Genomic DNA, 13,987 nt, shown 5'->3' with positions numbered 1-13,987 from the left:
ATCTCATAAAAAAGTAAAAAAGAAATGAAAAAGAACATTTTAACTTTAGTAGCGCTGGCATTGGTTCTGTCTGTAACCTCTTGTACTGTTGACATTCGTGAAGACAATGACACTCCAACAAACAATGGCGGGAATCAGCAAACACCAGGAAATGTAATGGATGGTTCCGGAACTTTAACCGGAGAAATCTTTAAAGACCTTTTGATAAAAAAAGGAAATTATACGCTGAAAGGAATTGTAAAAGTAGGGTCTGGCGCAACGATTACAATCGAACCAGGCGCGATTTTCACCGCAACGACAAGCGATGTGAGCGGATTGGTTATTTTAAAAGGAGCCAAAATAAATGCGGTTGGAACCGGTGATTTACCGATCATTTTCACTTCAGACAATAAAACTCCAGGAGATTGGGGCGGAATTACTTTATACGGTGACGCTCCTATTAAAGCATTAAACGGAGCAACGACCGCACTTTCAGAAGATGGAAATAACCAATACTATGGAGGTGCTGATGCCAACTCCAATTCTGGAACGATGAAATTTGTAAGAGTAGAATACGGCGGACGTAAAATTGGTGACGGAACTTCTGAAACCAACTCGATGACTTTCTACGCCGTTGGAGCTGGCACCACTTTAGAAAATTTAGTGGCTTACAAAGGGACTGATGATGGTTTTGAATTCTTCGGTGGAACGGTGAGCACAAAAAACCTGGTTTCTTACGGGAATTATGATGACGCTTTCGACTGGCAGGATGCCTGGAGCGGACAAAACAATTCTAACTGGTTCGCCTATCAAACGGGAATCGGAAACTTTGGAATGGAGATCGAAGCCTCTTCAAACGCAGATAATATCGCACCGAAAGTCAGTAATATTACTTTGATAAGAGCCGCAGGAACGTTACCAGAAGCATCAGGTTCTGCCGAAGTTTCAGCGATCCAGTTTAAAAAACAAGGAACAGGAATTTTCTCAAACGTCTATATCGATGGTTACAAAAATACGGGTGGAAAAAATGCTTATTCAGTACTGATCCAGGATCTGGCGACAGAAACCAGCCAGTTGAAAACGGGTAAGATAAAAGTAGAACCAATCTATGCGACTGTGAACAATGATAATCAGTTGAAGTTTGGTTATGGATTTACCTCAACAAATCCACTAACCTACACCAATGCTGCAACTGTAACCAAAGTTTCTATGGTTGGCGGCGCTTGGGTAACCGTAAACGGAGTTAATCTGCTCTCTCCTTTAAAATAATTTTTTCATTCCTATCAAATTAGAAGGCTTTTCAAAATATTGAAAAGCCTTTTTTTATTCCGAATCCTCGTCTTCCTCTTCATCTTCGTACTGTTCGAGATAGTAGGAAAATGAAAAATCTTGAAGTTCTTCGTCGGCATCTTCCAGTGTTGTCAGCAGATCTTCAAAATTTTCGAGTTGTTCTACACTCATATTCACGAACTCAAGATGAAGTGGCAGTTCTGAAAATCCAGTAATCGAATCGTAAAGCGCATCTAAATTATCACCAAAGGTTTCCGGCAGTTTTAATTTTTCTTTTAACTGATCGAAGAAATCTTCCATATCGCCGATTTCTATAAAGTCAATATATACAGTATTCATATTTTTAGGTTATTTTTTAGTTGGTAGCTGGTAGGTTTTAAACTCTAAATTTCTTAAGATTAAAATTTTGAACTGATCTGAATTCACTTGGCTCTTTCTACTTTTCACTTGGCTTGTCTTACTGTTTGTCAAATGTTTTATAATGATTTTTGGTAAGCCAGACTTCCCCATTTTTTGTAAAGACAATTCGGTCAGCATTTCGGTTTCCGCAATTGTAATTCACATCGGCTTCATAATATTTATTTCCTTTTGGAAGTGTTTTTTCTCGGTTGCTGAAATGATCACCACCAATGGCTTTTCCTGGAAGAACATCACAAAGATTTCCTTTGGAAGCAACCCAACCTTTTTTGCGCGCTTCAGCTTTTGTTAGATAATAATCAGGAAGTCGGCGATTGGTTTTGACGTAATTAATAATGGTGTTTTCATTGGTCAGTTCATCAATGTTTGCAGAGAAATTGGCTGATTTCGGATTTTTATTTTCTTTAAACTCTCCATCTCTATATTCATTAATGGAAACCTCAGCTGGAGTTACTTCTTTATTTTTCTTTTCAATTTTATAAGTGTTGAAAAAATGCATTGCCAAAAAAGCGGTGAGTAATCCGATGATAAAGATGAGAATGAGTTTTATTTTTTCTTTGTCCATGTTTTGCAAATGTTTCTTCTTATTTTTAGATAGCGTTCCTATGGAACGCAACTTTCCGTTTTATTTAAATTCTACAGAGATAACGTTCCTACAGAACGCTCAATTTCTTAAATTAATTCCGCCACTCTTCCGGAATATCACAAACAGGAATTGGTTGAATTTTATGTTGAGCTGCACGATTCATTCTCTGGAAAATTTTGAAAACTTCTAAATCTCTACCCGAATAATATGCTTCTGTTTTCGTGCCCCATTCTTTTTGAATTTTCTCCAGTTCCGGATACGTTGCACCAATCTGCTGTTCATCGGTTCTGACTTCATCCCATAATCCATCTGCCGGAATTGCATTTTGAATCGATTCAACGAGATCCAACGATTTTGCCAGAGCATAAACTTCGGTTTTATACAAGTCTGCAATTGGGGAAACATCTACTCCACCGTCGCCATATTTAGTGAAAAATCCTACGCCGAAATCTTCAACTTTATTTCCTGTTCCGCAAACGAGAAGACTATTGATTTGTCCGTAATAGTATAAAGTCAACATCCTTAATCGGCTTCTGGTATTCGCAAACGCCAATTTTTCTGCTGGAAAATCTTCATCTTTTACATCAAACGTTTTATATAATTCTTCGAAGGCTGGACTTAGATTTACTGAAATTGCTTCGACATTGGTAAAGCGTTTTTTCAAATGTTCCATGTGTTCCCAAGCACGATTCACCTCATCCTGATTTTGACGAATCGGCATTTCGATCAACAACGTTTTTAAACCTGTCATTGCACAGAGTGTAGAAACTACGGCAGAATCAACTCCACCTGAAACTCCGACAACATATCCTTTTACGTTTGCTTTGGTGGCATAATCTTTCAGCCAATCAACTATTTTATCTGTTATTTTATCTGTTTGCATTTAATTTTTATTAAATTTTTCTTTCTCTAATTCGTACCAATTACAAGTTGCATCATCAAGCGGATCAATGAAAGTTCCTTTTAATTCAAAGCCTAATTTATCTTTCAAAATTTTATCAGAATTAAAGTTTTCAACATCGACACAAGCATAAATCGTATCTAAATTCATTTCTTTAAAACCATATTCCAAAACTGCTTTGCCAGATTCTGTGGCATAACCTTTTCCCCAAAATTCCGGTAAAAATCGATAGCCTAATTCATATACATTTTTAAAACCGTTGATTGGTTCGGTTAAAAATTTCAAACCGCTCCAACCGATCAGGAGATTTGATTCTTTTTCAACAACTGCCCATCGCGCAATTCCGTTTTCTTTATATTGTTTTTGGATTTTCTTAATGGTTTCTACCGACTCTTCAATCGCTTTGACTGGCTTTACGCCAATATATTTCATAACGTCAGGATCGCTGTCCAATAAAAACATTCTGTCCAGATCTTCAGAAATAATTTCTCTTAGAATAAGTCTTGGAGTTTCAATGAATATTTTTGCCATTAATTTTACTTATTTTTGCATTTCAAAATCGATGTAAAAATAATGAAGTTTTTTAGATATCTCTTATTTTCTGTAGTATTCCTGATGGGAATGAGTTCGTGTAAAAAAGATTCCGAAAATATTTGGAAAGTAGATGTTAAAAATCCAGTTGACAAAGTTGAACTGATAGACATTTCTAAAGAATTTTACGATCCCAATATTCCTTTGGAAAGTTTCACTCAGATATATCCTTTCTTTCAGGGAACTGTTCCGAATGAGGATTTTGCGGAACGAAGAAAAGATGCCGAGGAAATCAAAGTCTATCAGGAAGCGATTTCCAAAATTGATCTAATTAAATTAAATAAAGAGTTGTCGTCTTTATTTTCACATATTAAAAATTATTTTCCCGACTTCAGCGAACCAACCGTTTTCATCTATTCATCTGCGTTACAAGGCGCCACTGATCCAATTTTTTATCACGCTAAAGAGAATATGCTTTTTATAGATATCACCGCATTTATGGGTGAAAATAATCCGAATTATAAAGGAATGGAACAATACTTCCAGAAAAGCATGAATCCAAAAAATATCTTGCCGAAAGTTTCTTTGATCTTAGCTGAATATTTTATCACTCCAACGGGCGATTCGCAGAAATTTATTGACCAAATCGTTTATTACGGAAAACTGATGACTTTGCAAGATGCCTTTTTACCGCAAGAAACTGAGGCTTTGAAAATGAATTACACGCCCGAACAATACGAATGGGCAAAAGCAAATGAAGCGAATGTCTGGAATTTCTTCGTAGAAAATAACCTGGTTTTCAGTGACGATCAAAGACTGGCTGAACGTTTTATCAATCCTGCGCCGTTTTCAAAATTCTACACCGAGATCGACAACGAATCTTCACCACAAATTGGAATTTATACCGGTTGGCAAATTTGTAAAAAATTCTATCAGGAAAAACCTGAAACCAAATTAGCAGATTTTCTAAAAATTAGCGCTCAGGAAATTTTTAATCAAAGTAATTATAAACCGAAAAATTAAGACGAAAGATAATAGATAATAGATCGCTTCGCTGATAGATGATAGAGCTGAGAGGTGACTTTTTTTTAAACGCAAGGTTTTGCAATCATTTATATTTTATCTGAAGAAAGCGAAGAATACGAATACTCTCATTTGAAAAGTGTGCTTACTAAAATCTGCTTGTAAATTCAATTTTGCCGTTATAAAAAATATCAATAAATCAATTTTCAATATAAATAATATCATTTAAAAAATTATGAAAAAGACTCAAATCACCATAGATATCGAACTGGACGACAATCACGTGCCAGAAAAAATGACCTGGAATGCGGAAGATGGCGGCGTAGAAAAACAGGAAACGAAAGCCACCATGATCTCGGTTTGGGATGATGAAAAAAAGGAAGCTTTAAGAATTGATCTTTGGACGAAAGATATGCCAGTGGATCAAATGAAAATGTTCCTTCATCAAATTTTAATTTCGATGGGAAACACTTATGAAAGAGCGACTGGTGAAGAAGATGTTGCATTTTGGCTGGAACAAATGGCCGAAGAATTTGCGCAAAAAGCTGCGATTAAAATGTAATTTCAATTTCAACATCATGAAAAAGAAAAGCGTCGTTCCCACTCGGAAACGACGCTTTATTATTGCTAAAAACTAACCTCTATTTCTTGATAAATTTGATGCTTTTATTTCCTTTTTCAGTTTTTACATTGATGATGTAAACTCCTTTTAATAATGAAGAAACATTAATTTCTTTCTGAGTTCCAGCTGCATTTCCTTGACGGGAAACTCTGCCAGAGAAATCGATAATTTCGTAAGAAACCTTAGCTTCAGGTGTAATAATTCTTAAAGATGAATCCACTTGTGTAGGTGTAATCTGAACATCTACTTTAGCAGCAGTTACATTATTTGTCGCTAGTAACGGTTGGGTATTTAAGTAAGGATAACCGTCGTTAATCGCTGGATCGATAGACCAAACTCCAGTTGAAAGTCCACCGTTCATCGTCATTTTAAAAGCTTCAGTTTTCATATCTGCTGTTGCATGACCTGTAATATCCAAAGTTGCAGGTGTTCCTAGAAACCTTCCCACCGCATCATAAGGTGCATTGGTAGAATCATAGTGTGCATTTGCTACGGTAAGATTTCCAACAGAACCAACAAAACCTCCTGTATCAGTAACTAAAGTTACGGTACCGGTTGAATATACATTTTTGAAATTCCCAGTCGTTTGGGCAAATCCATAAAATCCACCTACGGTCTCTATTTCAGCGGTTACATTGGAACGGCTGTAAGAATCTTCGATTCTATTTACGGTAGCTGGACCGAATGCAAAGGTTACAAATCCAGAAAAACCACCTACGATATATTGACCTGCTACAGTTCCTTCACAATACGATTTTGAAATTAGAGAATTGCTCCACGAAGTTCCGGCGAACCCACCGATCTGATTAACTCCTACCACACTACCCGAAGCGGAACAGTTGGTTGCTTCTGACCCCGAAAGAACACCGCCGGTAAATCCACCAACATTATAAGAAGTAAATACCAGATCAACATTCTTTACGTGACAGTTGTCTGCTCTACTGTTCATCGCCATATTTCCGATAAACCCACCAGAAGTATCTTTACCATACATTTTAGAACCATCGAGAGTTAAGTTTTTAACAGTCGCCGTAATGAACTGTCCGAATAATCCCATCCAGTCGCCACCTGCTCTATCGATCTGAAGATTTGAGATCGTTTTAAAGTTACCGTCAAAATTACCTGAGAATGGGTTGGTATTATTATAACCAATTGGATCCCACTGATGAGACTGAATATCTACATTCTGCATCAATTTGAAATTTTTACCTACCATTTTATCTCCTGCCTTCACCAATTTCGCTAAACCGGCTAATTCTGCTGCAGTTGAAATCTCAAAATTAGTATCAACTGTATTGTACCAACTGGTGTCTGCAAAATCTCTCCAGTTTGAACTCGGAAAAGCGGCAACGAAACCTGGTTTCAAAACTTCTTTAACCACAGCTCCCTGTGGAAGTTGATTTGGAGACTTAGCCTCCTGAGCGTTTAAAAATCCTACACTGGCAATTGCAATTGCCGCGATAGTAAATGTTCTTTTCATAATATACTTTTATTTAGATTTGACGCGAAAATACTAATTTTTCCGTAAAAAAAAACAATAATTAAGAAAATATGAACAAAGATTTGCTAATTTACTTGAAATATCACTAATTACAAATCTACCAAATTAGTAGGGTATTCTAAATTAGTCGTCTTAAATTACAGAAAGAATTATCTTTGTATCTTTCTAATTATAATCATTCATTTAAATATCAGCAGATGAACTTCAATACCAAAGTAATCCACGGTGGCCAACACCACGAATCAGCAACAGGTTCTGTAAATGTTCCTGTATTTTTAACTTCAACATTCGCGCAAAAATCACCCGGAATTCATTCGGGTTACGAATATTCCCGTGCCGCAAATCCAACACGTCAAGCTTTAGAAGACAGTTTGGCTTCTATCGAAAACGGCGCGAGAGGATTGGCTTTCGGGTCAGGTCTGGCAGCGATCGACTGTGTTTTAAAATTATTGAATCCTGGTGATGAAATTATTTCCGTAGATGATTTATATGGCGGGAGTTACAGAATGTTCACCAGGTTGTTTGAAAAATACCAGTTGAAATTTACCTTCGTTAATTTCGATGATGTTTCAAAAATAGCGGATGTTATTACTGATAAAACAAAATTGATCTGGCTGGAAACACCGACCAATCCGTTAATGAAATTGGTAGATATCAAAGCCGTAACCGATTTAGTAAAAGGAAAAGATATTTTAGTTGCAGTTGATAATACTTTTGCAACACCTTATATTCAAAGACCCATCGATTTAGGTGCGGACATCGTGATGCACTCAGCGACCAAATATTTAGGCGGACATTCCGATGCGATCGCCGGAGCTTTAGTTGCAAACACTGCAGAGCTTGGTGAGAAACTTCATTTCATTCAGTTTGCAAGTGGCGGAATTTTAGGACCACACGATTCTTACTTAGTTTTAAGAGGAATTAAAACATTGGCTTTAAGAATGCAAAGACATTCTGAAAATGGTATTGCCGTAGCTAAATATTTGGAAAGTCATCCTGCCGTAGATCAAGTTTTTTATCCAGGTTTAGAGTCTCATCCACAATACGAACTGGCAAAAAGACAGATGAGAGAACCGGGAGGAATGGTATCTTTCACTTTTAAATCAGGAAAAAAAGAAGATTCAATTAAGTTCTTAGAACATTTAAAAGTCTTCACTTTGGCTGAATCTTTAGGTGGCGTTGAATCTTTGGCAAATCATCCAGCTTTGATGACGCACGCTTCTATTCCCGCCGAAAAACGCGCAGAACTTGGGATTACCGATGATTTAGTTCGTTTAAGTGTTGGGATTGAAGATCAAGAAGATCTGATCGCAGATTTAGAAAGAGCTTTTGGTAAATAAAATAATTAACCTTCAAGTACCAAATGCTTGGAGGTTTTTTTATACTTTTAAAGATGACAGAATTTCAAAAATATATTCAAAGATATCTCAATCTCATTCCAAGTGAAAACTGGCTGGAAGAACTTAAAATTTCCGCAAGTCACACTTTAGAAATCTATCAGCAACTTTCAGAACAACAATCCAATTTCGCTTATGAAGAAGGAAAATGGAATTTGAAAGAATTATTACAACATCTCATCGATGCAGAACGTATTTTCATTTATCGCGCCTTACGATTTTCCAGAAATGATCAAACGGAATTGGCTGGTTGGGATGAAGAATTATATGCGAAAGAGTATTTTCTGAATGATGTTTCTTTAAAAACTTTATTGGAAGAATTCGACTTTTTGCGGAAGTCAAATATTCTTTTTTTCGGAAATTTAAAAGAAGAAATCCTTTCCAGAAAAGGCGTTGCAAACGGCAATGAAATTTCTGTAGAAACGATCGGGAAATTAATTATTGGTCATAATATCCATCATTTAAATATAATTCGAGAAAGATATTTGCCCAATCTTATTTTAAATTAAATACAAAAAAAATGAACTGTCCCTGCTGTTCCGGAAAATCATACTATGAATGTTGCAAACCTTTTCACCTCGGCCAACGACATGCTCCAACTGCTGAAACTTTAATGCGTTCAAGATTCTCTGCATTTGCAATTCCAAATGGCGATTATTTAATGGAAACTACTTTACCCACAAAGAGAAAACTTCACAATAAAGAAGATCTACAGGAATGGGGAGAAATTAATCAATGGACCAAATTGGAAATTGTGCGAGCACCTTCGGCGAACGAAGTAGAATTCAGAGCTTTTTATATCGACGAAAAAGGAAATCCGCAACTTCATCATGAACTTTCATTATTTCAAAAACTGAATGATCGTTGGTATTATCTTTCCGGTGAATTTTTAGATTAGATTTTTAACAGTTAAATTCAAAAAAATTGATTGATAAACTGATCAAAAAAATATTTCCCTTTGCTAAGTGAAACATCTTTATCTCAGTTATCTATTGAATTTAATCGAAACGATGAATCTTCGATTTACGGACGTAATTTTAAAACGTTAATTATTTTTAAACCTTCGCGTCATTGCGTTAAAAAAAAGAATTTGTTATTCTTTTGATCTTTCCTGCTTCTTTTTCTGTCTTAAAACGTAGAGGTATAAACTTTCCACTTTCGTTCTTGCCCAATCTGTTCTTCGCAAAAACTTCAACGACGAATTAATGCTCGGCTTTTCAGTGAAGCATCTGATATTAATCTGCTCTCCGAGTTTTTCAAAGCCACCATAATAGTCTACCAATTCTTCCAAAATAGCATCAAGACGTTTTCCGTGTAAAGGATCTTTCGATTTTTGTTCCATAATTATTGGTAAAAATAAGGATTTTACAGTTGACAATTTTAAAAACAACTCCTCCACATTCAACTTCGAGAAATACAGTTTAAATTCATTAAAACTTCAAGTACCAATTTCAAATCCTCTTTTTGTTTCTTACATTTGAGATATGAAAATTCTGCATACCGCCGATTGGCATCTCGGTAAACGTTTAGACCGTTTTTCACGCTTAGAAGAACAAATTCTGGTCATGGACGAAATCGTTCAGATTGCCGATGAACAAAACGTTGATCTTATTTTGATCGCAGGAGATCTGTTCGATAATTTCAATCCGAGTGTGGAGGCGATCGAGCTTTTTTATAAAACTTTAAAAAGGTTGTCTTTAAATGGAAAACGTCCGGTCATTGCTATTTCTGGAAACCATGATTCTCCAAGTTTAATCGATGCTCCGAATCCTTTGGCGCGCGAATGTGGAATTATTTTAATCGGTCATCCGAAGACAAAAGTAACTCCTTTTGAACTGGAAAATTTCGAAATCTCAAATTCCGTGGAAGGGATGATTGAGTTGAAATTGAAAAACCACGATTACCCGATTCGAATTGTCCATACCTCATTTGCAAACGAAGTTCGATTAAAAGAATATTTTGGAGAAAATAAAGAAGACGCCCTCAATCAAGTTTTAGCCGAAAACTGGAAAGATATTGCTGATGAATTCTGTGATGAAAATGGCGTCAATATTCTGATGACTCATTTATATATGAATAAAAAAGGGGCGCCAATTCTGGAAGAACCTGAGGGTGAAAAACCGATTAAAATTGGAAATGCTGATTTGATTTATTCCGATATCATTCCGAAACAAATTCAATACACGGCGTTAGGACATTTACACGCTTTTCAAAATATTGGAACTAAGGAGAAACCTGTCATTTACTCTTCGTCGCCTTTGTGCTATAGTTTTAGTGAAGCCGGACAAACGAAATATGTTTCTATTATCGAAGCGAATCCTAATAAACAGGTTACCTACGAAAAGATTGCCTTGAAAAACGGAAAAGCTTTGGTACGAAAAACTTTTGATGATGTTGAAAAAGCAATTGCATGGTTGACAGAAAATCAGAATACTTTAGTTGAGCTCACTTTAGAAAGCGAAACGTATTTAAAAGCGGAAGAACGGAAATTGATTTATAACGCGCATCACGGAATTGTGCATCTTATCCCAAAAGTTAAAAATCAAGAAATCAATCAAAATCAATTACACGAAATTAATCTCAATCAGGATATTCAAAGTTTGTTTAAAGATTATTTTAAATCTAAACATAACGCTCAGGAACCGAATGAAGAGCTGCTCGACTTGTTTAATGAAATTTTAAATCCCTAAGAAATGATTCCTATTCAATTGACTTTAGAAGGTTTGTATTCTTATCAGGAGCGCCAGACCATCGATTTTACAACATTGACCGATGCTGGCTTATTTGGAATTTTCGGTTCTGTGGGTTCAGGGAAATCTTCTATTCTGGAAGCGATCACTTTTGCCTTGTATGGTGAAACCGAGCGTTTGAATTCGCGGGACAAACGTGCCTATAATATGATGAACCTGAAATCGAACAAGTCTTTTATTGCGTTTGATTTCATGAATTTCGAAAACAAAAAATTTCGCGCAACGCGTGAATTTAAACGTAATTCAAAAAATTTCGAAGATGTAAAAGCTCCACTTGTTACTTTCTATGAATGGAAAGATGAGAAATGGATTCCGCTCGAACGATCCAATACAGAAGAAATTATTGGGTTGAGTTACGCCAATTTCAAACGGACAATCATTATTCCGCAAGGTCAGTTCAAAGAATTCATCGAGCTTGGCGCCACGGAGCGAACCAATATGATGAAGGAAATTTTTGGTCTCCAGCGTTTTGATCTGCAAAATAATGTTTCGACTTTAAATGCTAAAAACCGATCTGAACTCGATCACTTAGAAGGTCAGTTAAAAGGTTTCGAAGAAGTTAATGAAGAACAGATCTTAACTCAAACCGAAAAATTAAAAGCAGAGAAAGCGCAATTTAATGAAGCTGAAATCAATTATAAAAAAATAAACCAACATTATCAACAGTTCAAAAACTTAAAATCAGACCTTGAAGTTGTCCAGCAGAAAAAACAAGACTTTAAAAAATTATCAGAGAGAAAACCCATAATCGATAATATGGAAGCAAGAACTGAATTGTTTGATACAGTTTTTAGAATTTTCAATCCCATTGTTTCAGAGAAAAATAAACTCCAAAAAGAAATTGCTGCACAAAAGAAAGATAAGGAAAATCAAAATCATCTTTTAAAAGAAATTGAAAATCAGTTCAAAACGATTAATGAACAGTTGAAAATTTTATTACCAAAATTCGAAGCTTTAAATGAATCTAAAATTCAGGAAAATGATTTGAGGTTGATTTTGCAGATGTTGCAGTTTTCTGAAGAAATAAAATTACTGAAAAGTCGTACTAAAGATGGTTCAGAAAAGGTAAAAGAAGTTGAAGAAAAAATTAAAGCACGTCAACAAAAAATTAAAGATCTTTCCGAAAAATCAGATTTACTGAAACCACAAAAATTAGATTCGAATCTTTTGGTTACTGTTGGAAACTGGTTTTCCGAAAACAAAAAATTAAAAGAAGTTGAACAAATTCAACTCAAGAAAATTGAAGAATTAAATTTAAAAATCAGCGATATTTTACCTGAATTGAAACTTTTTGAAATTGATATTGAAACCTTTAATGAAGATTATAAAGCGAAGAACGATGTTTTAGAAATTCAAAAAAAGGAACTTTCCGAAAAAAGAACTCATCTCGAAGTTCAACAAAAATTAGCTCATTTCTCCAATGACTTGCACGACGGCGAATCCTGTCCGCTTTGTGGCGCTTTGGAACATCCGAACATAGTGGCTTTTGAAGATGTTGAATTAGAACTGCATTCGATTTTAAAACAAGTTGAAAATACGGAAAATCAACAGAAAGAATTTCAGAAGCAATCGACTGAAATAGAGAAAATTCTCTACCGTAAAAAAACTTTTGAAGAACAGTTAAAATCGGAACAGGAAACATTCAATCACGTAAAAATTCAACTTGAAAATCATCAGCAGAATTTTAGCTGGCAAGAATTTAAAGCCGAAAACGAAACTGAATTTATACAAAAGCGAGAACAGTCTTTTACCCTGGAGAAGCAGCTTGAAGACCTTAGACAATCTATTTCAAGTGAACAGAAAAACCTGGAAAAAGAGCGAGAGCATTTGGATAAATACAACAAAGCTTTGGAAGAATTTAAACTGGACGAAGCGCAAAAAGGAACCCAAATAAGATCCAATCTTTCTAATCTGAAAGTTTTAAACTGGACTTCATTTCAGGAAAAACCCATCAAAGAAGTTTATGAGTATTTGCAAGAATTATCGAAAGTTAATCTTGAAACAGAAAAGAATTACCAGCAATTAATCGCAAAAGAGAAAGAGATTTCGCCCAAATTAGCTGCTCAAAAATCGAGCGTAAACCATCTAGAAAAGCGAATCATTGAATTAGAAAAGGAAATATTTGAAAATGAAAAAGCTTTAACAGAATCGTTATCAGTTCAAAATTTCATTCATTTCAACGAGGTGGAACTAATTTTAGGTCAAGAAATTAACGTCTCAGAATCCAGAATTGAAATTCAAAAATTTAGAATTGAATTTGAAACTTTGAAAAACAGCATTGCCGAATTGACATTGAAACTAAAATATTTCTCTTTTTATCCACAAGAATTTACGATCGTTGAAACTCAATTTCAAACTGCTGAAAAGGAATTGAATTTAGCCAATGAAAGCGTCGTAAAAACTAATTCTGAAATCGAAAGATTGGAAAAAGAGTTTAGGAAAAAAGAAACTCTATTAAAGGAATTGGCAAAACTTCAAAAAAGATCAGACCATCTAAAAGTGATGTTTAATCTATTTAAAGCAGCGGGATTTGTGCAATTCGTTTCATCTATTTACTTGCGACAATTGTGTGATCATGCTAATATTCGTTTTCATCGCATGACCAGAAATCAGCTAAGTTTGCAGCTGAATGAAAATAATGATTTTGAGATCATCGATTATTTGAATGAAGGAAAATGCAGAAGTGTAAAAACGCTTTCTGGTGGACAAGCGTTTCAAGTTTCGCTAAGTTTGGCTTTGGCGCTGGCCGAAAGTGTACAATCGAATGCAAAAGCAACCAAGAACTTTTTCTTCATCGATGAAGGATTCGGAACCCAGGATTTAGAATCGGTCAACGTGGTTTTTGAAACCTTAACCAATCTTCAAAAAGAGAATAGAATTGTCGGCATTATTTCCCATGTGGAAGAGTTGAAAGAGAAAATGCCGGTGTCGCTCAATATTACGAAAGACGAAGAACGAGGAAGTTTGATTGAGGTAATGCAGTAAATTTC

At 35.4% G+C, this 13,987-nt stretch carries 14 protein-coding genes; 8 read left to right on the top strand and 6 right to left on the bottom strand.

The features are described from left to right. The first annotated feature begins 24 nt into the window (after positions 1 to 24). The gene (locus tag ACEYOS_RS11090; protein ID WP_373707814.1) at positions 25 to 1,248 is read left to right on the top strand and encodes a hypothetical protein; all 1,224 of its coding nucleotides are present in this window, start codon (positions 25 to 27) and stop codon (positions 1,246 to 1,248) included. 54 nt (positions 1,249 to 1,302) lie between these two features. Here the strand turns inward: ACEYOS_RS11090 and ACEYOS_RS11085 are convergent, their stop codons facing one another. From ACEYOS_RS11085 to ACEYOS_RS11070, 4 genes are all read right to left on the bottom strand, one after another. Next, positions 1,303 to 1,608 (bottom strand): barstar family protein, encoded by a 306-nt coding sequence (locus ACEYOS_RS11085; protein WP_373707815.1) that lies wholly within the window; start codon positions 1,606 to 1,608, stop codon positions 1,303 to 1,305. Positions 1,609 to 1,726: 118 nt separating this feature from the next. After that, positions 1,727 to 2,251, bottom strand: a complete 525-nt coding sequence (locus ACEYOS_RS11080; RefSeq protein ID WP_373707816.1) for a ribonuclease domain-containing protein — start codon at positions 2,249 to 2,251, stop codon at positions 1,727 to 1,729. A gap of 112 nt (positions 2,252 to 2,363) precedes the next feature. Then, positions 2,364 to 3,155: an NAD(+) synthase gene (nadE, locus tag ACEYOS_RS11075; RefSeq protein ID WP_373707817.1), complete on the bottom strand. Its 792-nt coding sequence runs from the start codon at positions 3,153 to 3,155 to the stop codon at positions 2,364 to 2,366. Beyond that, entirely contained in the window at positions 3,156 to 3,704 is a 549-nt protein-coding gene (locus ACEYOS_RS11070; protein WP_373707818.1) for a GNAT family N-acetyltransferase, read from the bottom strand. Between the two features lie 42 nt (positions 3,705 to 3,746). Here ACEYOS_RS11070 and ACEYOS_RS11065 point away from each other — a divergent pair, with 42 nt between their 5' ends. Further along, the gene (locus ACEYOS_RS11065; RefSeq protein WP_373707819.1) at positions 3,747 to 4,727 is read left to right on the top strand and encodes a gliding motility protein GldB; all 981 of its coding nucleotides are present in this window, start codon (positions 3,747 to 3,749) and stop codon (positions 4,725 to 4,727) included. Positions 4,728 to 4,962: 235 nt separating this feature from the next. Next, entirely contained in the window at positions 4,963 to 5,289 is a 327-nt protein-coding gene (gene gldC / locus ACEYOS_RS11060; protein ID WP_034717117.1) for a gliding motility protein GldC, read from the top strand. A gap of 79 nt (positions 5,290 to 5,368) precedes the next feature. Here gldC and ACEYOS_RS11055 read toward each other — a convergent pair whose 3' ends face one another. Next, positions 5,369 to 6,829 (bottom strand): T9SS type A sorting domain-containing protein, encoded by a 1,461-nt coding sequence (locus ACEYOS_RS11055; RefSeq protein WP_373707820.1) that lies wholly within the window; start codon positions 6,827 to 6,829, stop codon positions 5,369 to 5,371. Positions 6,830 to 7,005: 176 nt separating this feature from the next. Between ACEYOS_RS11055 and ACEYOS_RS11050 the strand changes: the two genes are divergently transcribed. From ACEYOS_RS11050 to ACEYOS_RS11040, 3 genes are read left to right on the top strand one after another with little or no spacing between them, the layout of a single operon-like run. Then, positions 7,006 to 8,190 carry a cystathionine gamma-synthase gene (locus ACEYOS_RS11050; RefSeq protein ID WP_373707821.1) on the top strand — a complete coding sequence of 395 codons (1,185 nt, stop codon included), beginning with the start codon at positions 7,006 to 7,008 and terminating at the stop codon, positions 8,188 to 8,190. A 53-nt stretch (positions 8,191 to 8,243) separates the two neighbouring features. Beyond that, a complete protein-coding gene (locus tag ACEYOS_RS11045) occupies positions 8,244 to 8,756 on the top strand; it encodes a DinB family protein (RefSeq protein ID WP_373707822.1) in 513 nt (170 codons plus the stop codon). Positions 8,757 to 8,767: 11 nt separating this feature from the next. Continuing rightward, on the top strand, positions 8,768 to 9,145 hold the full coding sequence (locus tag ACEYOS_RS11040; protein ID WP_373707823.1) for a YchJ family protein: 378 nt from the start codon (positions 8,768 to 8,770) through the stop codon (positions 9,143 to 9,145). A gap of 195 nt (positions 9,146 to 9,340) precedes the next feature. Here the strand turns inward: ACEYOS_RS11040 and ACEYOS_RS11035 are convergent, their stop codons facing one another. Beyond that, entirely contained in the window at positions 9,341 to 9,589 is a 249-nt protein-coding gene (locus ACEYOS_RS11035) for a VF530 family DNA-binding protein (RefSeq protein ID WP_373707824.1), read from the bottom strand. A 142-nt stretch (positions 9,590 to 9,731) separates the two neighbouring features. On the opposite strand from ACEYOS_RS11035, the gene sbcD reads away from it, so the two are divergent. Continuing rightward, a complete protein-coding gene (sbcD, locus tag ACEYOS_RS11030) occupies positions 9,732 to 10,937 on the top strand; it encodes an exonuclease subunit SbcD (protein ID WP_373707825.1) in 1,206 nt (401 codons plus the stop codon). A gap of 3 nt (positions 10,938 to 10,940) precedes the next feature. After that, on the top strand, positions 10,941 to 13,982 hold the full coding sequence (locus tag ACEYOS_RS11025; protein WP_373707826.1) for an AAA family ATPase: 3,042 nt from the start codon (positions 10,941 to 10,943) through the stop codon (positions 13,980 to 13,982). Positions 13,983 to 13,987 lie beyond the last annotated feature (5 nt).

The sequence above is a fragment of the Kaistella sp. genome, assembly GCF_041824135.1.
GTDB lineage: Bacteria > Bacteroidota > Bacteroidia > Flavobacteriales > Weeksellaceae > Kaistella.
This window is presented reverse-complemented; position numbering and strand designations above follow the sequence as displayed.

Excerpts from the sequence above, each read along its gene's own strand:
- ACEYOS_RS11090 (WP_373707814.1), top strand. The coding sequence starts at position 25 with ATGAAAAAGAACATTTTAACTTTAGTAGCGCTGGCATTGGTTCTGTCT.
- ACEYOS_RS11085 (WP_373707815.1), bottom strand. The coding sequence starts at position 1,608 with ATGAATACTGTATATATTGACTTTATAGAAATCGGCGATATGGAAGAT.
- ACEYOS_RS11080 (WP_373707816.1), bottom strand. The coding sequence starts at position 2,251 with ATGGACAAAGAAAAAATAAAACTCATTCTCATCTTTATCATCGGATTA.
- nadE (WP_373707817.1), bottom strand. The coding sequence starts at position 3,155 with ATGCAAACAGATAAAATAACAGATAAAATAGTTGATTGGCTGAAAGAT.
- ACEYOS_RS11070 (WP_373707818.1), bottom strand. The coding sequence starts at position 3,704 with ATGGCAAAAATATTCATTGAAACTCCAAGACTTATTCTAAGAGAAATT.
- ACEYOS_RS11065 (WP_373707819.1), top strand. The coding sequence starts at position 3,747 with ATGAAGTTTTTTAGATATCTCTTATTTTCTGTAGTATTCCTGATGGGA.
- gldC (WP_034717117.1), top strand. The coding sequence starts at position 4,963 with ATGAAAAAGACTCAAATCACCATAGATATCGAACTGGACGACAATCAC.
- ACEYOS_RS11055 (WP_373707820.1), bottom strand. The coding sequence starts at position 6,829 with ATGAAAAGAACATTTACTATCGCGGCAATTGCAATTGCCAGTGTAGGA.
- ACEYOS_RS11045 (WP_373707822.1), top strand. The coding sequence starts at position 8,244 with ATGACAGAATTTCAAAAATATATTCAAAGATATCTCAATCTCATTCCA.
- ACEYOS_RS11040 (WP_373707823.1), top strand. The coding sequence starts at position 8,768 with ATGAACTGTCCCTGCTGTTCCGGAAAATCATACTATGAATGTTGCAAA.
- ACEYOS_RS11035 (WP_373707824.1), bottom strand. The coding sequence starts at position 9,589 with ATGGAACAAAAATCGAAAGATCCTTTACACGGAAAACGTCTTGATGCT.
- sbcD (WP_373707825.1), top strand. The coding sequence starts at position 9,732 with ATGAAAATTCTGCATACCGCCGATTGGCATCTCGGTAAACGTTTAGAC.
- ACEYOS_RS11025 (WP_373707826.1), top strand. The coding sequence starts at position 10,941 with ATGATTCCTATTCAATTGACTTTAGAAGGTTTGTATTCTTATCAGGAG.